General features: G+C 67.4%; 11 protein-coding genes. 5 read left to right on the forward strand and 6 right to left on the reverse strand.

Translation table 11 applies throughout. The features are described 5' to 3' along the window. Positions 1-98: 98 nt before the first annotated feature. Both SK803_RS23910 and SK803_RS23915 read right to left on the reverse strand, forming a co-directional pair. Positions 99-2,477, reverse strand: a complete 2,379-nt coding sequence (locus tag SK803_RS23910; RefSeq protein WP_319968300.1) for an ATP-binding protein — start codon at positions 2,475-2,477, stop codon at positions 99-101. Further along, positions 2,477-3,091: a DUF6879 family protein gene (locus SK803_RS23915; RefSeq protein ID WP_319968301.1), complete on the reverse strand. Its 615-nt coding sequence runs from the start codon at positions 3,089-3,091 to the stop codon at positions 2,477-2,479. Before SK803_RS23915 ends, SK803_RS23910 begins: the two co-directional genes overlap by 1 nt. Positions 3,092-4,526: 1,435 nt before the next feature. Between SK803_RS23915 and SK803_RS23920 the strand changes: the two genes are divergently transcribed. The 3 genes from SK803_RS23920 to SK803_RS23930 are packed head-to-tail and all read left to right on the forward strand — an operon-like array spanning position 4,527 to position 6,325. Next, on the forward strand, positions 4,527-5,627 hold the full coding sequence (locus SK803_RS23920; protein ID WP_319968302.1) for a hypothetical protein: 1,101 nt from the start codon (positions 4,527-4,529) through the stop codon (positions 5,625-5,627). A 2-nt stretch (positions 5,628-5,629) separates the two neighbouring features. Further along, positions 5,630-6,013, forward strand: coding sequence for a hypothetical protein (locus tag SK803_RS23925; protein WP_319968303.1), 384 nt, complete (start codon positions 5,630-5,632; stop codon positions 6,011-6,013). Positions 6,014-6,025: 12 nt separating this feature from the next. After that, positions 6,026-6,325: a hypothetical protein gene (locus SK803_RS23930; protein ID WP_319968304.1), complete on the forward strand. Its 300-nt coding sequence runs from the start codon at positions 6,026-6,028 to the stop codon at positions 6,323-6,325. Between the two features lie 264 nt (positions 6,326-6,589). On the opposite strand, the gene SK803_RS23935 is transcribed toward SK803_RS23930, so the two are convergent. From SK803_RS23935 to SK803_RS23950, 4 genes are read right to left on the reverse strand one after another with little or no spacing between them, the layout of a single operon-like run. Next, a complete protein-coding gene (locus SK803_RS23935) occupies positions 6,590-10,660 on the reverse strand; it encodes a TIGR02680 family protein (RefSeq protein WP_319968305.1) in 4,071 nt (1,356 codons plus the stop codon). Next, positions 10,657-11,889 (reverse strand): TIGR02678 family protein, encoded by a 1,233-nt coding sequence (locus SK803_RS23940; protein WP_319968306.1) that lies wholly within the window; start codon positions 11,887-11,889, stop codon positions 10,657-10,659. The genes SK803_RS23935 and SK803_RS23940 overlap by 4 nt, the downstream gene beginning before the upstream one ends. After that, the gene (locus tag SK803_RS23945) at positions 11,886-13,424 is read right to left on the reverse strand and encodes a TIGR02677 family protein (protein ID WP_319968307.1); all 1,539 of its coding nucleotides are present in this window, start codon (positions 13,422-13,424) and stop codon (positions 11,886-11,888) included. Before SK803_RS23945 ends, SK803_RS23940 begins: the two co-directional genes overlap by 4 nt. A gap of 39 nt (positions 13,425-13,463) precedes the next feature. Beyond that, entirely contained in the window at positions 13,464-14,648 is a 1,185-nt protein-coding gene (locus SK803_RS23950) for a TIGR02679 family protein (protein WP_319968308.1), read from the reverse strand. Between the two features lie 653 nt (positions 14,649-15,301). Between SK803_RS23950 and SK803_RS23955 the strand changes: the two genes are divergently transcribed. Both SK803_RS23955 and SK803_RS23960 read left to right on the forward strand, forming a co-directional pair. Further along, positions 15,302-20,731 carry a hypothetical protein gene (locus tag SK803_RS23955; protein ID WP_319968309.1) on the forward strand — a complete coding sequence of 1,810 codons (5,430 nt, stop codon included), beginning with the start codon at positions 15,302-15,304 and terminating at the stop codon, positions 20,729-20,731. Further along, positions 20,701-22,101: a hypothetical protein gene (locus SK803_RS23960; RefSeq protein WP_319968310.1), complete on the forward strand. Its 1,401-nt coding sequence runs from the start codon at positions 20,701-20,703 to the stop codon at positions 22,099-22,101. The genes SK803_RS23955 and SK803_RS23960 overlap by 31 nt, the downstream gene beginning before the upstream one ends. Positions 22,102-22,252 lie beyond the last annotated feature (151 nt).

The following is a 22,252-nucleotide window of genomic DNA, read 5'->3' on the forward strand; positions in this document are numbered from 1 at the left end:
GTGGGCTGCCTTGATCACTGCGTCGGTGAGCGGGTTCGCCGGAGCGACGTCGGGATCAATCGCACGCAGCCGGTCGTTGTGTGAAGCGACAAGTGCACTCACCGGTTTGTGTTCTGCAGCAGCGTCACGAGCTGGCGTGCTCGTGGTTCGTCGAACTCAGCGAGCGTGGCGATCGCCTCCTGCTGCGTGGCGGCGGCCTGCTCCGGCCGTTCGGAGTCGTTCAGAGCAAGCGTGAGGTTGGTAAGTGCCCGGGCAAGCGACCAGCGGTCGGCGGTTTCCCTGAAAGCGGACACGGCGGTTCGGTGAAATTTTTCCGCCTCCTCAGCTCTGCCCAGTTCCCGATAGGCCTCCCCGGCCCCGTCGAGCGCCTGTGCTTCCCGATTGCGGTCGTTGAGCCGGCGCTGAGCCACTACGGATCGTTGATAGGAGAGCAGGGAATCGGCTACATCGCCTCTAGCACGTTGGATCCGGCCCAGTTCGACCAGCCAGAACGCCTCCCAGGCAACGTGGTGGTCTTCATCGGCGATCGCGAGTGCTCGTTCGATCGACTCTGCCGCCGCGTCGAGTTCGCCATTCTCCCGTTGCGCCATCGCGAGGTAGAACAACGCGTTGCCCTCGTAGGCGCGATCACCGATGTCCTGGTAAACCACCACGGACCGGCTCAGGGCGTCGACCGCGGTCGGGATCTCCATGAGATCGTACTGGGCGCAGCCGAGGTTAGTCATCGCCAGCGCCTGCCAGCGGCGGTCACCCAGGGCATGAGCGATCTCAAGGCATTGTCGGAAGTGCTCGACGGCTGTAGTAAGCCTGCGGCTACGCCAGTCGAGCAGCCCAAGTGCGTTGACTGACACCATTTCTCCGTAGCGGTCGCCGATCTCCATGCGGATGGCCAGTGCCCTCGAATGACATTCCGCGGCTTGAGGCAGCCTTTGAGACTGGAGGTAGGCCTTGCCGAGACTGTCGAGCACCTCGCCCTGACCGGCCAGATCACCGATCCGCTCGGCGGCTTTCAACCCGGTCGAGCTCGTCTCGATCCAGTCCTCGAACGGGTTTTGGCTGATGTAGATGCTGCGTAGCAACACCGGCAACTGCCACGCGATGTCGTCCTGTCCCACTGAGGCTGCAGCGCGAACGGCCGCGACGAGGTTCGCACGTTCGCTTTCATACCACTCGACCGCGTCTGCTCGGTTCTCGAAGTGCAGAGGTGTCGTGTTCGCGGACAACGGTGCCAGGGCGATGCGCCTGTCGAGTGGCGCGATGATCGTTGTCGCGTTCGACAAGGTGTGGAGGTACCAGCCGAGCCCTCGTTCCAAAGCATCCCTCCTGGCGGTGGCGTCCTCGTGTTGGAACGCCTGCTGCGCTGCGTAGATGCGCAACAGGTCATGGAACTGGAAGCGGTTCGGCGCGTGCTGTTCCAGCACATGCGCACCGATCAGCACGTCGAGCAGTTTCCTGGTGGACGACAGGCCGAGGCCGCCCAGCGCCGCGGCCGCATTGACGGAGAACTCCGGCCCTGGGTGCAGTCCGAGCAAGCAGAACAACCGCGCGGCCGCTGCTGGCAACGCGCGGTAAGACCAGGCGAACACAGTGCGCACGGCGTCTGACTCGTCGTCCTGATCGGCGGCGAGCGCGTCCCACAACGCTGATTCGTCACGCAGGTCGTCTATCAATTCGTGCAGCATCATCAACGGGCGGCTCGACGCGCGTTCCGCGGCGATGCGCAAAGCCAGTGGCAGCCGCGCGCACAGTCGAGCCAGCTCGACGAGGTCGCTCGCCTCGTCGTTGACTCGGTAGTTGGCAGTGACTGTGCGCAGAAGCCGGACCGCCTCGTCCTCGGTGAGCATGTCCAGGACGAGCCGCTGGGCGCCATCCCTGGCAACCAGGCCGGAGAAGCGGTTTCGGCTGGTGACCAGGACTAGGCAAGTGGCGCTGCCGGGCAGCAGCGGCCGCACCTGGCCTGGGTTCGCGGCGTTGTCGAGAATGATGAGGACGCGCCGATCTGCGAGCAAGGAGCGGAACATCGCCGACCTGTCTTCCAACGCGACCGGGATCCCGTCGGCGGGCACGCCTAGCGCTCTGAGGAACTGATGCAGGGCCTGTTCCGCCGTTACTGGGGCGCCGGGGTCGTAACCGCGCAGGTTGACGTAGAGCTGACCGTCCGCGAAATGGCGCCGGACACTGTGTGCCCAGTGGAGTGCCAGTGATGTCTTGCCGACACCGGCGGTTCCGGTGATCACGTAGACGCCGACGGCGAGAAACTCGTCGTCGGCGTGCTCGAGCACCTCGTTGAGGCGTGTGAGTTCGTGCAGACGGTTCACGAATCCGCTTGTGCCTCCGGGCAGTTGGCTCGGTCGCTGCTGTTCGTGCTCACGCGAACCGTGGAAGTGAATCCCGCCTTCGACATCCCGGGCCTGCACGACGTCGAAGGCGGACCCGGAAAGCTCAGAACTGACCTGAGGCTGTTCGTCGGGCCGCATCACCGACTCCTGAGCGGCGGCTCCAACGGTTCGACCTCGCGTCCAAAGTATGTGCTGATCGGCTCTCCTTTTTCGTAAAGGCTTTTGATGAACTCACGGCAACGGGCGATCAGGGAGACTCCGGTGTGGAGAACACCGCCTTCTTGTAGACCATTTTCGTCATAGAGTATTTCGTACATCACGTCGTTGCCGAGGGTGATGAGCTCGGGGAGTCGAGATTCTTCCTCGAACTGCCTGACTTCGTGTACGGGCAGAATTCGCGTGTATCCGCCGAGTTGGTCCCTCAGGTGGAGTAGATGTAGCTCCCACTGCATGTACTCCGTCAGCGGATGCTCGACTACTCGAATTCGAAAGGTCTCGAACTTCGCGTTCGCAATCTTCGCGTAGTGCGTGTGCAGTGCAGGTCTGCGCTCTTCGAGCAGTGCGAGAGAGTGGTGCCAGTCTCCCCTGTCGAACGCGACCCAGCTCTCGTCTCCGGGTTCCTCAAAGTGCTGCAACCGTTCGAGTTTCCAGAAGCCGGGTCGGCCGGTCTGCCAGAAGTGCTCATTGAAGTGGTTGTAGTAGTCGGCTCCGAGTAGTCGTACACCATCTTCGAGGTTGGGCAGATCATGCATCTGGGATGTCCGCTTTCGCTGCGATCATCATTCCGCGGGGTAGCACCACGAGTCGTTCGTCAGGACCGACGCTGACGCCACTCGGCAAGCGCCTCGCATATGCACGGGTGAGATCGCGACCAATCACCGCGACATCGCCATTGTCGAGCTGCCAGATGTCCGGGCAGCCTCCCTCGCCGCCGCTACCAGTTTCTCCCGGGCTTCGGCCGCTTCCCGGCTCCTGGGGCGCGATTCCCAAGCGCGTGGAAAAGTTGGCGGAAGGGTCTGGTTGCCAAATTTGTGTGGACATGACAGAAATTGTCCTTTCTGTCCAAATGGGCGGAAGCTCATATCGTAGCATCGGGAAGTTCAGCCTCAAGGCTGCCGTTGTACGTCCGATTGGTTGAAGCGCGGAAGAGCGTCGTCCGTGTCGCCTAGGCGGTCGGCCGTACGGTGGAGTGGTCTGGTTGATGTGGCCACCATCTGGCACTCGGGCGCGGAATATGACAATTCAAGGTCAGATTGCTGGTGATGCGTCCGTGGAGATCGGCAGGTCCGAAGTGGCGTCGGCGTCACGTTGCGCTGCGGTGTCGCCGGACACGCCAGCACTCGGGGTTGACGGACAGCCCTGGCGGGTGCGCGTATGAGCGGCGGCGACTTCGCCTGCGTGTCCGACATCAAACTGCTGAGCGCTGGCGTTCGGTGGCGACGGCCCGGACGTGCGGTTGTTCAGTGCATCAAGGCGGATCAATCTCAAGTGGACGAACCCTGGACATGCCGCTCCGGGAAGGAGATGTCGAGGTCGGTGAGATCAAGTTCGTTGGCGTGTTGACCGGGGTCCGTAGCTGGTGGCCTGCTTGCGGCTGCGTTCGCCCTCCCTCGAGACCGTCGTGTTTGCGTGCGGCCGCGATGCTCTTGCAGGTGAAACTTAGCGACGAAGACATAATTGTCTTCCGTCTGACGCGCGGTCGTCAATGTTCGGTGCATCGCACTTGCTCACCAGCAGGGAAGGTCTCCTTCCCGGTGACCTCTTAGGTGGTGGCGAAGAGGTCGCCGGCGGTCCAATGGGTGTCGATTCGATTCGCTGACCTGCGAATTCGAGAATCTTGAGGCAAGAACTACGCTGACATGTGGAAACAAGACTCATGCAGGTCGGCGCGGTTCCGTTCAGGTCCTTTGAGGGCCGTTCCGGCGTGTTTAGGGCACGGAGTTGCTCCCAAACCGTGCTCCCAGGGCTTCACCGCAGCCCGCTTCCACGGTCGAGGTGGAGGAGCCGGCAGAAGACCGATCGAACGAGCCGGACGAGCCCGGTGATGAGGTGCTGGATCACCTGATCGAGTTACATGCCACTGCCGTGAGGTGTCGTGGTGAATCGATGTGGCTACGACTCCCTATTGTCCAGATGGGTTGACTTGGTTGTTGTCTGCTCCTGTCTGGCGCTGGACGGAGGGGTTCAATGAGCTTTGCCGTGAACGCCTTTCAGCTGAACTCCTATGCGGGTCTCGTGCGAAATCATCACGAGGACGCTGTTCCGGCTGCCGGATACGCTGAGCGCAACCTCACGGTAGGCCCGTCCGCGGGTGAGGGCGTGATCAACCTCCTGACGTCGTCGCATGAGCAGGTTCGGTCGGATGTCGTTGCCGCGATGCGGCGGCTGGCCGAGGTCTTGGGTTCCTGTGCGAGTGCCCTGGACGCGTCGGTGAAGATGTACGACTCGACCGATCGGGGTTCGGCCGAGCAGTTGGACTCGACCTACCCGAACCCAGGGGATCCGCCGAAGCTTCCGCCACTGCCAGGCGGAATCGACCAAGGCGGCACCATAAGCGTCGTGTGGCAGGCACGGTTCCCAGCGGGGCGGCTGACCGAACCCGGAAAGCCGGAGGACTTCCAGAACCCCATTCAGATCCTCAACGATCTCACGAACCTGCTCAGCCCCGGCTGGTGGATCGCCCAGATCCTGAAGGAGACGATCGGCGTCAACCCGGTGGAGGAGTTGGCGAAGGTCATCACCGGAGATTGGGAGGCAATCGCCAAGTGCGCGAGCACCTTCAACTCTCTTAGTTTCTTCTGCGAGGACGTCGCCTACGACCTTCGGATCAACCTGGGTGCCCTGCTGGAGACCTGGCACGGCAACGCCGCAAATGGAGCGTTCCAGTACTTCGGCGCTTTCGGCACCACGATCGAAAGTCACCAGCAGGCACTGGTCAGCCTCCGGGACAGGTACCTGGAAGCCGCCAAGGGCGTGTGGGAGATGGCTGAGACGGCCGGCGACCTCATCCAGGGCATCTTCGACTGGGCATTCTGGGCCGCCGTGGAGGTGGCAGCCGGAGGTGTGCTGGTGGAGACCGGCGTTGGACCAGCGGTCCTGTGGTCACTGGCCGCCCTTCAGTGCGCGGCGATCGTCCGCGACTGGAAGGCTGTCACCGACCTGATCATGAAGGTGCAGAACCTGGTCCGGGGCATTCACGGCGAGATCCTCAACCTGATCGGATCGAACGGTGCGTTCAAGGCCCACCCGTTCCCCGCCGACGGCTACCACAATCCGGGGGCGAGGTAGCAGTGGCCGACCCTGGACAACCACGGTTCTCCGCAGACCCGACCAACGACGCGGTTCGGCGAAAGCTGCTGCAGAAGCTCTCCATCAACAGCAAGAGTCCAGCGTTGGCGGAAATGGCCAGAGAGCTGCTGGCCGGGCGAATCACACCGCGTGAGGTGATGACCTCCAGTAGCTACGCCTCCGCACTAGAACCGGGAGTGGCCCAGTTCCAGGAGTGGTATGGAGGTCTTTCGGACGAGCAACGTGCCGAACAGGAAGAGCTAGGGCGTGCCGCCCTTGATCGACTGGCTGGCGAACCCGAGACGCCGCCGGCGAGGACTCGGCGGCAGAATCCGCCCGAAGGCTACGAGGACGAGGACTTCTCCGACCGCAGCTGGCTCACCTGAGAGGCGATCACCGTGACGTCGACCCCGCGGCCCCCGTTCGAATACGACCACAACATTCGCCGGTACCACTGGGCCGGATACGTCATCCCTGCCGTTCTGGTCCTGTCGTCGATCGCCGGAGCCGTGAAGTATCCCAGCTGGCTTTGGCTGCCGCCCGTCGTCTGCTCGCTGGGTACGGCATTCGCGACGTTTCGCATTCGCAGCCGCACCAGCTACGCGCAAGTTTTCGTCTACGCGGCCACGGCGCTGGTGCTGGTCATCGTCGCGATCGTGGCGGTGAACCTGGCCATGAAGTCCGCTGTACCTCGGTAGTTCCGGCCGATGAAGGAGCTCGGCCGGGCGGCTGGAGTTGGTCAGCTGGTATCCAGGCCGCGAGCCATTCCTGCAGCTGCTACCTGAGCACCGCACTGTCGGTGTTCATTGCGATCACTCCGCCTCGGCCGCCTGGCGCCGGTGCGCCCATACAGCCTCCACGCTGGGAAGCGCCGACTGGTCATGGGAGACAGGAGGAAGGGGCGACCGGGGGACTTCGATGGACACCGTAGATCGGCCCATGTGCCAGTCCGCATGAGCCCTTCAGTCGTCCTCCTCTTCCCGCTCGTCGAGTACCTCGGTGCCGTTCCACACGAAGCGGGCTGTGGTGACGGCCTCTTCTCCGTCTCCCCCTGTGATCAGCTGATGGATCGCGATGCCGTCCAGTTCACGGTAGGTGCACCACTCGTGGTCCGAGGTGAGCACCAGGTCCAGGTCCAGTGCGGACAGCAGCTCGAAGACCTGGCCGCGGTTGACGGTGTCGACGCCGACGAAGACCTCGTCCAGCAGGATGACCCGCGGTGCTCCGGCGACAGCCTGGTAGTGGGCCGCCACGGCGGCGAACAGGGGTAGGTGCAGGGCGATCGCTTTCTCGCCGCCGGAGAGCGCTCCGTGGAGTTTCTTGGTCAACGGCTGCCAGCCCGTGCCGTTCATGCGGTCGAGTTTCACCACGAACCGGTGCCAGGCGGTGTAGTCGAACACCTGCCCCAGTTGCTGTTCCCAGCCTGCGGCGGATTCGTCGCTCTTGGCCTGCTCGACGCGCTCGCGGAAGAATCGGTGCAGCGACTCGCGATCGGCCTCGCTCAACCGCACTGGATCCTTGAGCAGGAGGTCGCGTGCCGCCTTCGTGCCGGCCGGCAGGTCCGGCGAGACTTCCCACACCAGCCGCACCGCCACCTTGGACGCCGTGCGCACGCGCTCCAAACGGGCGTTCATGCCGTCGACCAGCTCGTGAGCCTGCCGTATTCGGGCGGCGAGGTGGCGGCGGGTGTCGCCGGTGAGGGTTCGGTCGAACAGTTCGCGTTCTTGTGCGGTGATGTCCTCCCGGCTGCGCTCCGCGTCGGATCGGAGCCGCTCGAACAGCGCCGACGCGCCGATGCGCATCCCGTCCACCATCGCGGAGAAAACCTGGACGTCCTCGTCGGAGTCGAGTTCGAGGTCGGCGCGACCACCGAGCACCTCGCGGGACGCGTGCACCTCCTCGGCCAACCGATGTGCGGCGTCGCCGAGGTTCTTCGGTGAGTGGGGCAGCGTCGGCCACGAGGCCGCGACCGTCCTCGCCGCGTCGAGGGCCGCCCGAACACCGGCGGACGTCGTGAGCGCCCCGGTGAACGCGGCCAGGTCGTGCAAGCCGCTGTCCGCGGGGAAGCTGCCGTTCGCCAGATGGCGGAACCGAGTTGCCGCCTGGTCGCGAAGGCGGGTGGCGCTGTCGCGGGCCTCCGCGTCGGTGGCACGCCGGCTGGTCAGCTCGCCCAGCCGCTCGGCCAGGCCGCTGATCTCCCTGCGGTTCCTGCTCGCTTGCTGCTTGAACTCGTCGAGCTCGACCCGCAGGGCGCTGAGCTGGTCGAGCACGTCCCGGTAGTCGACGCCGATGGTGCCTTCGACGGCGTCCAGCTCACTGTCCAGTCTGCTGGCTACGGCTTCGGCTTCGTGCGCCTCGTCCTCTCGCTGCTCGGCGGCGAGCCGGGAACGCTGTGCCTGCTCGGCAGTTCGGTCGGCTTCGCGGCGCGTCGCGACCAGGGTGGCGTGCTCGTCGATCCACGCGTCGGCGGCGGCGCGGAAGGCGTTCACGGCGTCCGCCACGGCGTTGAGCGCCTTTCGCTCCGTGGGCAGGCCGTGTTCGGCCGCGGCCGCGGTCAGCTCGCGCAGGGCACGGTCCACGCGCTGCTCGCGCTTCGACAGGGTGTCCAGCGAGCGCCGGACTACGCCGTCAGCAGTGGAGACCGCCGCCTCCGCCCTGGTGAGTGCTTCCAGGGCCGCGTCCGCGTCGGCGTGGCCGGGCCGCGCAGCCCGCTCGGCCTGGACGGCCAACCTGCGTGACGCCAGCGAACGCAGCGCGGCGGTGTGCGTCTCGATCAGCTCCTCCGACGCGGTGATGTGCTCGCGCAGCTCGGTCAACCGGCGCTGCCGGGCCCGCTGCCGGGCGAGCGCGCCGATGTGTGCGGCCTCATCCTTCTGCCACGTGCCGCGCAGGGTGCCCAGGCGCCAGCCGCCATCGGCGCCGATCGCCGCCGGGTGCCCCTCCGGCGGGTGCTCCCCGTAGGCCACCTCGCCCAGCAGGCGGATGACGACACCGGTGGCCACGGGCGTGTCCAGCTCGGGCACGAGGACTTCGGTGAGCGACCGGCCCGGCGCCGCGGGTACGGAGCCGGGCACGGCGAACGTGTCGTGCCCGGTGATCGCGCCGTCGCGGCCGACCCAGGCGTCCAACAGGCCCGACGCCTGGAGTGCGGCCTCCACCGACGCGCGGATCTCCTCGGGCACAGCGTCGGCGAAGCGGACCAGCCGCCAAAGCGGCGCGCCGTTCATCGTTGCGCGGTCGGTGGTGCGGGTGTGTGGTGGCAGGGGAGGCAGATCCTGTTCGGTTAGCAGCCGGCGGACCTCCTCGCGCAGTGCGCCGCGTTCACGTTCGGCGTCTTCCCGCGCCGTTTCGACCAGGGTGTCCTCTCTGGTGACGGCGTCCAGCACGCGGCTCGCGACGGCATCGACCTGGGTCAGCAGGGCGGTCTCCACCGCGGCGAGGCCTGCCAGCGCGCCGGGCTCGGGGAAGGTGAGTTCGCGGCAGCTCGCCGCCCAGGTCACGATGGCGGCTCGCAGCTCCGCGAGCGCAACGTCCCGGCGGTCGCTCAGCTCTGCGCGTCGTTCAGCGGCCTCCGCGAGTGCTTCCCTGGCCTCGTCGAGGGCCTGCTCCGACTCCTCCCTGCCGGCGACGGCGACCTCGTGCTCGCGCAACGCGGCGCGTACGGCCTCCACCTGTTCGCCTCGTGCCTGCACCGCGGCGCGCAGCAGGGCCCGTGACCTCGCGGGGTCGGCGAGTGTTCGGGCGATCTCCGCGTGGACGGAGGCCAGCCCGACGCGGGTGGCGTCGGTTGAGGCGACGTCGGCGAGCGCCGCGGTGGTCCTGGTCCGTGCTTCCGCGTGCCTGGCGGCGGTGTCCGCGGCCTCCACATCGGCCTGGGCGGTCTCGCGATGGCGGGTCGCGTCGGTGCGCCTCGCCGTGGCGGACGCACGCGCCTGGCGGACCTGGGTTCGCAGCCGGTCGAGCTGTTCACCCTTCCGGTACGCCTCACTACCGATCAGGCCTTGGACGCGCCCTTCGGTTTCGATGATCCGCCGTTCCAGCTGATCCTCGAGTTCTTCGGCTTCTTCCTTGCGCCGCGCCGCACGGTCGTGCTCCTCTGCCGAGAGCTTCGCGGCCTCCGCCAGGTTGCCGAGCTCGGTCGTCGCGGAGATCAGCTTCGCCGCGGCGGCGCGCAACACACGCTGGGCGTACGCGCGTTGCCTTGCACTGAGACGCTGCGCTGCTTCCACTTCCGCGTCCATGCGGTTGAGCTGTTCACGTTGCCGGTCAAGGCGTTCGAAGCCCTCGGCCAGGTCGCTGATCTCCGCCTCGCCCAGAGGCGGCAGCGCCCTGGACAGCAGCGTGGACAGCAGCACGGGGTCGAGCCGCTGCGAGAGCTTGGGAGTGCGGAGCTGGAGCAGGGCCGTGATGAGCGCGTCGTAGCGCTGCTCGCTCAACCCCTGGAACAGGGTCGAGCGCACAGTGGCCCGGTAGTCCGCGGCGTTCTGGTGGAGCACCCCCCGCTCGCCGAGCGCGGCTTCCAGGGCCTTGGTCGTGAGGGGTGCGCCGTTCGGATCGGTGAGCGAGAGGCCGTCCGGCACACCGATGCGCAGTTCGGTGGTGAAGTAGTCCGGGTGCACGGTGGTGGTGTGCCTGGTCGCGGCCAGCCGTGCGCCGCAGGAGAACCACCTGTCCGGCGAGCCGCCCGCACCGGGAAAGCGGAACTCCAGCCAAACGTAGCCGACCCTGGTGGTACCGGACGCGCCGTCTCCCATCAGGTTCCAGTGCATGGTCCGCTCGGACGTGCCGAACGTGGAGAGCCGGTTGGCGCGCAGGTTGGCGTCGAACAGGAAGGGCAGGAGCAGTTCCAGCGCCTTCGACTTGCCAGTGCCGTTGGGGCCGCGCAGCAGCAATCGTCCTTTGTGGAACCGGAAGACCTCGTCGTAGTAGCGCCACACGTTCAGGATCCCGGCGCGTTCCGGTGCCCACCTGGCCACCGCTTCGGGCTCCTCGCCGGTGACGGTGATGGCGCTCGGCAGTTCGGTCACCGTCATGGCTCGTCCTCGACGTCGTCAGTGCTGGTTCGGGTCACCGAGTAGCGGGCGGCTGCGGGACGGGCGCGCACGACTCCGCCGCCGACCCGGACGAGGCCGAACGCGACCAGCACGTCCAGCGCGTCGGCGACAAGCCGGCCGGAACCGTTCTCGCCGCGGTAACCCTTGGCCCACTTGGGGAATCGGCTCAGCAGCGCGTCGGCCTCGCCGTGCAGCTGTTCAACGGCGACCGGTCCGGCCGTGGAAGCGATTCCGTCCAGGAGCAGCAGGGCGGCGACCTTGGCGTTGCTCGAGTCGTCCGGGAACCGGCTGTCGGTGGCCAGGCCGTCCGGGTCGAGCAGCATGACGCCCTCGGCACGTTCCTCCACCAGGAAGCCCGCCTGATCCGCGGCCCGGCGCAGGAGTTGCCCACCGGTCGGGGACTCCAGGTAGGCGAGTTCCGCGGGCGTCAGCTCGTCGCGGTGCACGACCGGATCCTCGACGAGCCGGCGGAACACCGAGTGCCGCAACCGCAGGTTGCGCCGCACGTCGGACACGTCGTCCTCGGTGTCGCCGTAACGCCGTTCGCGGGCCAGTCTCGTCAGCAGCTCCGGGAAGCGCAGCGGGACCTCGTCGGCGGGCACCACCACCTGCGAGGCGCCGACCGGGGCCGCTGGCAGGCGCATGAGCAGCGTGGCATCCACCCGGTAGAGGACCTTCGCCGCAGTGGAGTCCACGTACGCGTCGGTGGCGCCGTCCACCACCTCGACCGCGCCGAACGATTCCAGCAGGCGCAGCGCGTCGACGAACGCCATTCGCTCGGCACGACTGGACGTGTCGAACCGCGGCAGGGCCGGGTCCGCGGCGCACGCCTGGACGACGCGGTCCGCCAACAACCCGATGGTGGTGACCGGAATCGCCAGCAGTTCGGCGGCTACCACGCACATCAGCGTGTACCGGCGGCGGTCGAACGGGGCACGTCCGGCGCGGTGCCGTCGTGCCGGACGGGTGGGATCGGTGGCGACCCTGACCTTGGCCAGCCGCGCGTATCCCAAGCGTGGCTCGACCACGAGCGACCATCCGCAGTAGTAGTCGAACCACTTCTCGACCGGGTCCCGCCGCCTGCGCACGAGGTCGAAGGTCTCCGGTGTGGTTCTGGCGCTGATCAGCGGTGCCGCGAGGAGCAGGCGGATCGCCCGCGCGACCTCCTCGCGCTCGGCGATGACCAGCTGGTTCGCCAGGTTGCTCATCCGGCCTCGGCTTCCCGGGGCCGTGTCGCGCGGCCACCCGGTGTGCGGATCTCGACGTCGTAGTCCGGGCTGATGAACTCCCCGCGCGGGCTCCGGATCACGGCGTGCTCCCGATGCTCCCGCGGCGGGGTCAGCAGGATCTCCACCCGTCCGTCGCCTGTGGTGGTCCGGTGGACGCCGTGCCGGTCGGGCGCTGTGGACAAGGCTCGTCCGAGCAACTCCAGCAGCCGTTCGAGCACCTCGTGTTCCAGTTGCGCGAACCGGGAGAGCTGGATACCGCCCCCGGTGTCCAGCCGGTCCCAGGCGGCCTTCAGCGCGGCCCGCTCAGCGCGAGCCCGTTCGGCACGCACCGCCTTGACCGCCGCCACGTCGCGCACTCGTCCGGTGCGGCTGAACCGCTCCGTCCGGCCCGCACTGCGCAGGAGCGCGGACACTTCCACGGGCGGTGCCTCGGACCAGCCGGCCGACGAGCTGACCAGTTCGGGATCGGCGTGCGCGAGGTGGGCGTGCCTGGCCGAACCGAAGCCGAAGGCCGTGGCCCACAGCAGGTGCAGGTCTTCCTCCGACGGCGCCGCAGCGAACCAGCGGGCCAGCTCACGGAAGTCGGCCGTCGCACTGGTCGACCGGCGCCGGGACTCGGTGATCCGGTCCAGGACCTGCAGCAACGCGATGATCGCGCGCCGAGAGACCGCGAACAGCTGCTCCGCACGGGGTGTGCTGCCGTCCACCGGGAGGAACCACGCACGCAACCCCTCCCACCTCGCGCGGCGCAGCTCCAGCCACGCCACCTCCGCGTCCTCACCCGCAGCGGGCGGGAGCTCGGCGCCGAGCAGCGCCCGGTGGTGCAGCAGAGGCACACCGTGGCCCTCCACCATGGCGATCCGATGGGCGATCGCGTGCGTGCGCTGCTCCAGGTTCGTGGTGAACTCCTGGAGGTAGGCCACGGTCGCCGCCTTGACTTCGCGGAAGGTGTCCTGGTCGGCGCCCTCGGTGCGCAGCAGTCGCTGGAGTTCGCCGTTGAACTGCTTTGTGTTGCTCCGCAAGGCCTCCAGGTTGCCTTCGAGTTCGACCAGCGTGCTGAAGACCCGGCGATCCGGCGCGGCGGGATCACCCAGGTTCGCGGCCAGTTCACCAAGCCGGTCCGCGATCGCGTCGAGCACCGCGGTCTGGAGCGCTCCGGTCGAGGCCAGCACGCCCATCGCGTGCACCACCCCGGCCAGTGCGGCCTCACCTCGTCTGGTCAGCGAGTACTGGATGTTGCGCCGCTCGTACTCGTCGGCGGTCCGGTAGTTCTCGGCGTGGTTCTGAGTGACGTCGAGCAGTCCCCAGCCGCGCAGGCTGCCCAGCGCGTCGATGAGGTCCTGGTCGTCCAGGGGATCGAGCCAGCCGACAGAGCGGAGCCTCGACCGCACGTCGTCCAGTCCGAGAGCGGTCTCCAGCCGTTCGTTGGCCTCGCCGAACGCGTGCAGGATCGCGACGTACGGCTCCGCCCGCTCGCCCGTGGTGAACCGGAACATCTCCGATGGCACGCGCATGGCCACCAAGGCACCCCCTCCTCCCCTCAGCCGAGCACGCTACGGCAGACCACCGACAACCCGCCCGCGTTCCACGAGCTCGTCCAGCAAGCGAACGGTGACCCGCTCCTCTGGAACCGCAGACCCGTGCTCGCGCATCGCGTTCGCCAGCCCGTCGTCCCAGGGCGCCTCGGTGACCCGTCCCACCGGCGTGCCGTCACCCAGCGCCCGCAGGTAGTCCTCAGTCGACATACGCCACGGCGTGGCTCCCGTGCGTGCGATCACGTGCGCGGCGATCCGCACGCCCTCACCGTCGAAGTCGCCGTGGTAGCGCAGTGTGGATCCTTCCGCAGCCAGCCCGCGCAGCAGGGCGATCACCGCGCTGTTGGGCCACCCCGACGTGCACACCATCGGCGGGCATGAGGACCCGAGCCGGGCGACCGCCACCGCGAGCACGCTCGGGTTTTCGAAGACCCACACCTCCTGTGGCGCGCCGACGAACGACGTGGCCCGCACCTGAGCCAACGTCAGGGCCGCGACGTACCCCTCGTCCGCGCAGACCCGCAGGATCTGGCCACCGACACCGCTCAACCGCAGCCCGGCGGCCAAGACGACCGACGACAGCTCGTCCTCGACCACCCCGGCGCTCTCCCACAGCGCCCGACGCTCCTGAGCGTTCCCCGGCAGCTCCACGCCGTGCAGCTCCGCCAGTGCCCGCAAGACCAGCCCCGCGCCCCGCGTTCCCTCGTCCAGCGCGTGCGGATCACCGAGCAGGCTCTCCGCAAGCACTGGCAGTGGCACGCCCGCTGCGGGCAACGCGGCGAGGATTCGCAAGGCGTGATCGAGTTCGTGCCTGGTGCGCTCGACGGAACCGGCGATGAGCCCTGCCCGCCGAACGGAGTCCACCCACCCCTTCAACGCCGGTTGGCCGGTGACCACGGTATGGCTGTCCAGCCACGTCCACAGCTCGGCGCGCGCGGCATCGGCCAGCGCCCGCTGCCCGGCCCGGTCGTCCAGCGGTCCCAGCAGGGCCACGACGACCTCGCGCGCCCCGGCACCCACTGCGGACGTGAGCAACTCGTCGAGCGCGGCCATCGACACCGTCGCGTACTCGCCCGGCAGGCGATCAGTGCCCAGCAGATCGGCCAAAGCTGACCGCTGCTCGGCGTCGAGAGGGCCGGCCTTCACCCGGCTGACCTGATGGCCAGACGACATCCGGTCGTGCACGGCCCTCCACAAGGGCATAAGGGCAGGTGACCCGAGTCGGTCCAACGCGCGCATGATGCCAACCTTGGCAGAACTGCTCATCAGTCCGGCATCACGTGGCCGAGCTTGAGCAACGCTCTGCGGAACGTCAGGTCTTGGTCCAAGGGCCGCGTTCGGTGAGGAAGTCGACGAGTCAACCGGGTCGCGGCCGTTGCGATGTGGCTGAGCTGCTCAAGATCGTCACGCTCACCGGCTGAAGCGTCACTTTCCGTTAGATTCGGAGGGGTCGACGATCAAGGTCTGGCGAGCTTGTGCTATGGGGATTGTGATTCGCCGTAGTGCGGCAAAGGTGACAATACAAGGACAAAAACTTGTCAACATTCTATGTGGGCGTCCGCAGTGTGTTGACGCCAATCGCCGGAGTGGCAATTGACCAGCTCAGTGAGGGTTTGACGGCGTGGGGCGGACGCATTCTCGTGTGCCTTGTCGCGTTCATTGTGCGTGTAACCCGTTATTGGTGTGTATTCCCTGGAGTCAGCCGTGCGGGTGCAGATCAGCCGAATTCAGTACGCCCAATCAGGCCTCGTCATTGGACTGTTCGGGTGTATTCATGTGGATGTGGTTGCTCCACTTGGGTAATGTTGAGTGTTCACTTAACAGGTTGAGTCTGGCGCGATGTACAACTACTGACCGTGATAGCCGCCGTCGATGTGTCCAACGACTTCCGCAGGTGGCTCAGGTCGCTCAACGACGTGGATCTCGGCGCGGTCCTGATGCTGAGCGGTCCGCTGCGCGCCGTTGCCAAACTGCCTCATGGCATTGGGGGCATGCGGGCGCCGGTGCGTCGCGAGCTCCTGGCGGCGCGTGCCTGGCTGGCGAAAACCCAGGCGCATCAGCTCGTCCCGATCGCGGAGGCGGTGCTGTCTCCGGCCGCCGACCTCCTCGTGCACCATCTGTCGTTCAACGAGGCCATGGTCGCTGACCCGACGAGAGAACACCTCGGCGAGATGCTCGTCGCACTCGGGCGTCCTATCGGGAAGGTGGTGTTGTACGGCCTCCTGCTCGGTGACGTACAGGCCACGCCGACCGCCACGCGGTATCGCGCCGAACTCGAGGGCGTCGTCCGGGGCGCGTCCAGGAAATCCTTGCCAGACCTCATTCTCAGTGGAGATCACGACGTGACTGACCGCATCGGCGCAGGGGATACCAGCGGCCGGCTCGTGGAGCTCGATCAGCGGTTGACCGAGTTCCAGAACTTCGCCGCCGAGACGTCGGCTTCCTTGCGTCGGCTGGCGGACGACGTCGAGCGCGGTGCTGTGGCGCTCCTGACCGCGCCCTTCAGCCAGTACAGCGAGCGGCGGGAACAGCTCCTACGTGAGCTGGATCTTCCCGAGGACGCGGCGTTCGCCGACGCCGAGGCGTACCTGGAGAACCTGCGGCAGCTGGATGCCGAACGGCAACGCGAGGAGCAGTCGGTCGCTGCCCGCGTCAACGAGCTCAGCGAGCAGATTCGCGGGCTGGAGACCATCCTCGGCACGCTTCCCGAGGAGGCGAAGAGCGGGTTGATGGACAGCTTGGCCGTGCTCCGGAAGGAATACGCGACGCTGACGTCCTCAGGCGCCTCTGACGTCGAGAGTGTCACGGAGCCCGAGCCTCAGCTCGAGGCTGACGTCGATCCCCGACCTGAGCCGGACCCGCCGTCCGAGCCTCAGGGACCGTTGCAGGCCAACGAGACTCCGGAGCTGCCGCCGATGGCGGACGTAGTGCTCGAGAGTGGCCCTAGCGCGCTGGAGCACGAAGAGGTTCCGCAGCAGGACGAGTTCCTGCACGGCTGGGACGAAGGTGATCCGCCGCTCGCGGTCGACCTGACGCGCGCGGGCAGGCTCGGTGAGGCCTACTGGGTGACGGCGATGTCAGGGGAGTTCGACCGGCGGGTAGCCGCGCTGCGCTTCGCCGCCGCCGCCTACGCGGTGACGAGCAACGCCGAGGCCACCGCGGTGCTCGCCGCGCTGGACCTGGACGCGCAGGAGCTGAGCGTCGACACGGAGGCAGCGGTCGTGGTGACCACGGCCGTGCTCCGGGCCGGCCTGGTCGCGGGGTGGGGTCATCCACTGCTGGCCCAGCTCGGTCCGGAGCTGACGTTACCGGCGCCCTGGCAGACGTTGGTGGACACGTGCATCACGGCGGTGCGGCGCGAGTTCCGCGTCGACTTCGAGGTCGGGCTCGTACCGCCGGAGGAGGACGTGCACGAGGCACGTGCCGAGCTCGGCAGGCAGGCTGCGGTGCTCATGGAGGAGCTGCCCAGGCGCAAGAACAACTACCAGCGCGCCACGAGGGTGCTGCAGCGGCTCATGGTGACGGGACAGCCGCTGTCGAACGCACTTGAGGCGGTCCGTGCGTGGTCCGAGAACGCGTCGAACGGCCAGGCGGTGTCCGACGTGGCCGCCGAGTTCGCGGTGCCCGGAGCGATCGACAGCATGATCAAGGCCGCCGACGCGGCGATGAGAACCCCCAAGCAGTCTCGCGTACCCATCGTGGCCACCGCGTTGCGCACGCTGCGCCGCTCCCTCGAGGAGGTTGGCGCGATCGTGCAGGAGGCGGACGCGGTGCACCGCAGGTTGACCGCCGCCGAGTCCGATGATGCCGCGCTCGGTCAGAAGCTGCTGCGCGCGGCCGCCGACGCGGGCTCCGCTGAGGTTCCTCCTGGGATGGTCGGTGCCGCAGTGTCACTGCTGCACAGGTGGTTGGAGACAACGACCAGTCCTGTCTGGACCGGTTTCGGACCGGGGGATTCGCCCCTGTCCAGCGAGGCACCTGATATCGCCGAGCCGAGCGCCGATGTGCTCCTGCCGCTGCCGGACCTGCCTCGCGACGCGCAGGGTCGGCCAGACCAAGACGATCCACGCACGTCGGCGGTGCTGGCGCGGTTGAGCGAGCCGCTCGACTTGGACGCGGCGGTGCGGTCCTACGGCGAGGTCGGCGATCTCCGCAGTGCGCTGAGGGTGATCGAGCTGGCGGAGACCGGCTTCTGGGCTGGAAACCAGCTCGCCGCGTCGGCTCGCGAGAAGGTCGCCGCAGCGCGGGAGTCACTGGCGCGCAAGCACCGCGCAGACCTGATGAAGGCGCGTGAGCTGTTCGCCCGAGTGCGTACGCAGAACCTCTTGGACCAGGTCGAGGAGTCGACGGTCAGCGGCCGTCTGCTGACGCTCGGCGACGTGCCCGATGGGCGGTTCGACGAGGCCGCACGCCGAGTGAGTGATCTCGTCAGCGGCCTCGAAGCCAAGCAGCGTTCCTGGGTCGAGGAACTCCGCGCCGAACTCGCCGCGTTGACGCTCTCCGACCAGGACCGTCAGCGGGTAGCCGGGTTGCTCGACGACGACGACACAGTGACTGCGGCGGAGTTCCTGGCTTTCGTCCGGGAGGGCAAACCGCTGCCCGAGTATGCCGAGCTCACCGGTCAGGACCTCAAGGAGTTCACCGGCGTCCTGGCCGATGGCGCCGCCCGTGGCCTGACGGCTCCGCAGACCGGCGCCACCCACTGGGCCAAGCTGATCGTGAAGGACGGTGAGCTGGCCGAACTCGGCGCCGTCGGAGTGAAGGCGTGGGACTCGCTCACCGACAACCGCCAGCACAGCGGTGACCAGCTGCCGGTGGTGGTGAAGGACATCCTGCGCACGCTGGGACTGAACTCGTCGACCAGGCCGCGGGAGTACAACCAGCGGCAACGCCTCGGCTTCCGCAAGTTCCGCGTGCAGGCAGTGCCCAGCGACGGTTCGTACGTGTCGGTGCTCGGATCCGCCGCGTCCGAGTACAACGTGATCGTGGTGACGGACGAACGCCGAGGACGGACCGTGATCGACGTCCTCGGTCCTGAGGAGTCCGGCCGGGCCAACGTCGTCCTGTACCTGCACCCGATGGATCTGGGCGCGCGACGTCAGCTCGCGGCGCATGCCGTCGGCACCTCGGCCCAGGCGCTGGTGGTCGACCCCGCCGTGTTCAGCTGGGTTGCCGCGAAGGCACCGGGATCGTGGCGGGCCACTCAGCGCGTCACGTTGCCCTGGACGGCGCTGAACCCATACACCCCGTTCGTCGCGGGTCTCGTTCCGCCCGAGGTGTTCGTGGGGCGTGCCAAGGAAATTGCGGAAGTGATCGACCCACGCGGCGGGTTGTTCATCTACGGCGGACGCCAGCTCGGCAAGTCGGCGTTGCTGCGCCGGGTGGAGGCTACGTTCAACTCGGTCGACGACCAGCACGCCGTCTACCTGGACCTCAAGGGCCGCGGAATCGGCGAGGCCGAGCCCGCCGGCCGCATCTGGCGCGAGCTCGTGCTCCTGCTCAAGGAACGCGGTGTGCTGCAGTCCAAGGTGGCCGCCGACGTCTCCGCCGACGATGTGGTCACGCAGATCCGCACCTGGCTCAACAACAAGCCCGGCAAGCGTTTGCTTCTGCTGGCGGACGAGGCCGATGCATTCCTAACCGCCGACTCTCGCGGAGTGCCGACGGCGGGCGGTGTGGCCACGTTCCCGAACGTGTTGCGGCTCAAGGAACTCATGGAGTCCACCGAGCGGCGGTTCAAGGTCGTGTTCGCCGGTCTGCACCAGGTGCAGCGGTTCGGGCACCTGTCGAACGTGCCGCTGGCTCACGGTGGTCCCGATATCCTTGTCGGCCCGCTGGACGCGGCGGACGCGCGAAAGCTCGTCGCCGAGCCGCTCGCGGCGTTGGGCTACACGTTCGAACAGCCCGAGCTGGTCTGGCGACTGCTCGCGGCGACGAACTACCAGGCCAGCCTGATCCAGATCTTCTGCGAGGAATTGGTGCGCACGCTGCACAGCCGGGTCTCACAGATCCAGGACCTGCCGATGCGGATCAGGGAGAGCGATGTCGAGGCGGTCGCGGCGAGCGACCGGGTGCGGGCCCGGATCGCCGAACGGCTGCGCATCACGATCAACCTCGAGGATCGCTACCGGGTCCTGATGCTGATCATTGCGCTGGAAAGCCTCAAGGACTCCTTCGGTGCGGATTACGGCGCCGACGAGCTCCTCGAGCTGGCCCGGCTGTACTGGCCCGCGGGGTTCGACGACATGACGGTCACCCAGACCAGCATCCACCTCACCGAGATGGTGGGGCTCGGGTTGCTCATCCGGCTGTCGGGGCAGGACAGGTTCGCGGTGCGGAGCCCGAACGTGGTCAACATGCTCGGTACGAAGTCGGACCTGGAACGCGAGCTGGAGGAAACTGACTTCGACCTGCCCTACGAATACAACCCGCGCGACGCTCGCCGGCTGCTCCAGGTCGACGGCAACGAGGTCGACCGCAGGAGCCCGTTCACCGACGGGCAGCTGTCCGACCTGACCGGTTCGACCTCAGGGCTGTCCGTCGTAGTCGGGTCGGCTGCTCTCGGTGTCGACCGAGTCGCTGAGGCTGTCAGCGACTACGCCAAGGTGCGCAGCCTGAACGTGGACATCTGCAAGATGGGGACCGACGTGACCAGGGCCTTGCAGGCCGCTTCGCGGCGCAGGCGGCCGACGGTCGTCGTCGCGGACCTGCGGGGCAAGTCACCTGCGGAGATTCGTCGTGCGGAGCAGCTGCTGACCGAGTCGTCCGTGGCGGCGGTGCTGGTGCTGGAGCGCGACGAAGCGGAGAAGCTCGGCGCCGAACCGGTCCGGCTGGCTCGGTGGACGGTCGGCAGTCTGCGCAGTTGGCCGGAGTGCCCGTTCGACGTGGTCGAAGCAAGGACGAAGTTGATCGAGGCCACCGGCGGCTGGCCGGAGCTGGTGGAGGATCTGATCAGCACGGTGGTCCGGCGCGGGCGGACCCAGGCACAGGCGCTCGACATGGCGAGGCGCGGCACGGATGACCGCGATTGGGCCGCCAGGTTCCTCGAGCAGGCGGACGTGAGCGCGGGTCTGCGAGACCGGATCGGTGTCTGGGTCGACTACTTCGATCCCGGCGACCTCGCCTCGCCGGCAGACGTCGCGGAAGCGTTGGAGATCGATCTCGCTCACGCTACCGCGCTTCTGGAAGAGCTGGCGGAGCTGGGAGTGCTCGACGAAGGCGCCAACGGCGTCTCCCTCGACCGGGTGGTCCACCGGTGCCTGACGTCGCTGCGCGGCACGCCATGAGCAGGCAACCGTGGGAACTGCCTTCACTGCCAGGTCCGCGCGGCCATCTCGACGTCCTGTCGCGCGACTTGGACGACGGGTTCAGCTGTGTGTGGGTGCTTCCGGACGAACTCGTCGACCGGGGAACGGCCGACGATCTCGTCGACATCGCCGGTGCGCGGGCCGACAGCGTCCGTGTCGAGGCGCCGCAACGGAGCAGGATGATCGTGCCCGCGGTACACCGGTGGCAGGCGCCTGAGGTCACGACGCTACCGGCATGGGCGCGGAACACCTTGGGACTCCTGGAGTTCGACGAGCCCCAGGATCCTTCGCCGATCGTGGCGGACCGTCCAGAGGAGACGGTCGTGGACAAGTTGTGCACGTTGTTCGACATCCCGCTGACCGGTGATCCGCTGGCCCGCCTCGTCCGGGACGAGAAGCTGTCCGGCAAGGTCGTCATGCTGTGCGGCTGGGACGGCTGGGACACCGTGGATCTCGGCGCATGCGTCAGCCGGTTCACCGCCCTGCTCAAGGAACACGGGCTCGCACCCACCTCCAGGCCGCGTCTGCTGGTCGCGGTGAGGGAGGACGACCTACCGGCTTCCGTGCTGGAGAGAGCCGACCCGGTGACCACGAAGGTGCACTGGTGGTGGGACGTGTGCGGTCGGCTGGACACCGCGACCGTCGCTGCGGCCGTGCGCCGGCAATCTCCATGGCGAACGACGAAAGGCAAGGTGGCCATCCTCCGGCAGCAGGTCGCGACCGAGGTGTTGATTGAGGTCGCCGGACCGGACCTGCTGCTCGCTGAACACCTCGCCCGGTCCTGGAACGGCCAAGTCTCCACGCTCGCCGAGCAGATCGAGGCGCTGCCGTACGACGCCGTCGATGACGTCCTCCCAGCGGAGATCGACGGCCGAGCTGGGGGTGCTCGTCCCCCTCAGGCGTTGAGAAGTGCTTGGCGCAAAGGCGTTGTGGACCGGTGGGACAGGCGCGTTCGGATCAGTCCCGCAGCCAAGTTGTCGTCCGCTGAGCACGGCAACCTCGACACGTTGATCTGGCGCGGGCAGAGCCGTGCGCTCACACCTCTGGTGGACGGATGCCGCGCGCGTCTGGAGAAGGTGTTGCGGGACAACGCGTCGAAATCGGTCATCGAATTGTTGGAGCGAGGACAGGACACTCACGACTGGCGGCGCACCCGTTCCAGGCAGGGGACGCTGGAGCTGGGCGCGATGGCCTGGGCGGTCAGCAGCAGGCGGGCTCAGCTGTCCCGCCCGTATGCCGAGCTCCTGTTCTGCGCGCGGGATGTCCGCAACTCGTTGGCGCACTTGCGTCCGCTGACCGATGAGGAACTTGACCAGCTCGCTGCGGTGATGCCGGAAACGCTTTGGTGAGATGGGAACCAGTCTTTCGCGCGGAGCACTGATCCGTTCTTCGGCGACTCGGACACCTTCACCTTGATCGAGCACATCGCGAACTAGCGGTCACTCGTCTCCCCTTCGACGGCTCTCGCTCGGCGCCGACGCACTGCAACGACTCGCACAC

This window comes from Lentzea miocenica (genome assembly GCF_033949945.1).
GTDB classification, from domain to species: domain Bacteria; phylum Actinomycetota; class Actinomycetes; order Mycobacteriales; family Pseudonocardiaceae; genus Lentzea; species Lentzea miocenica.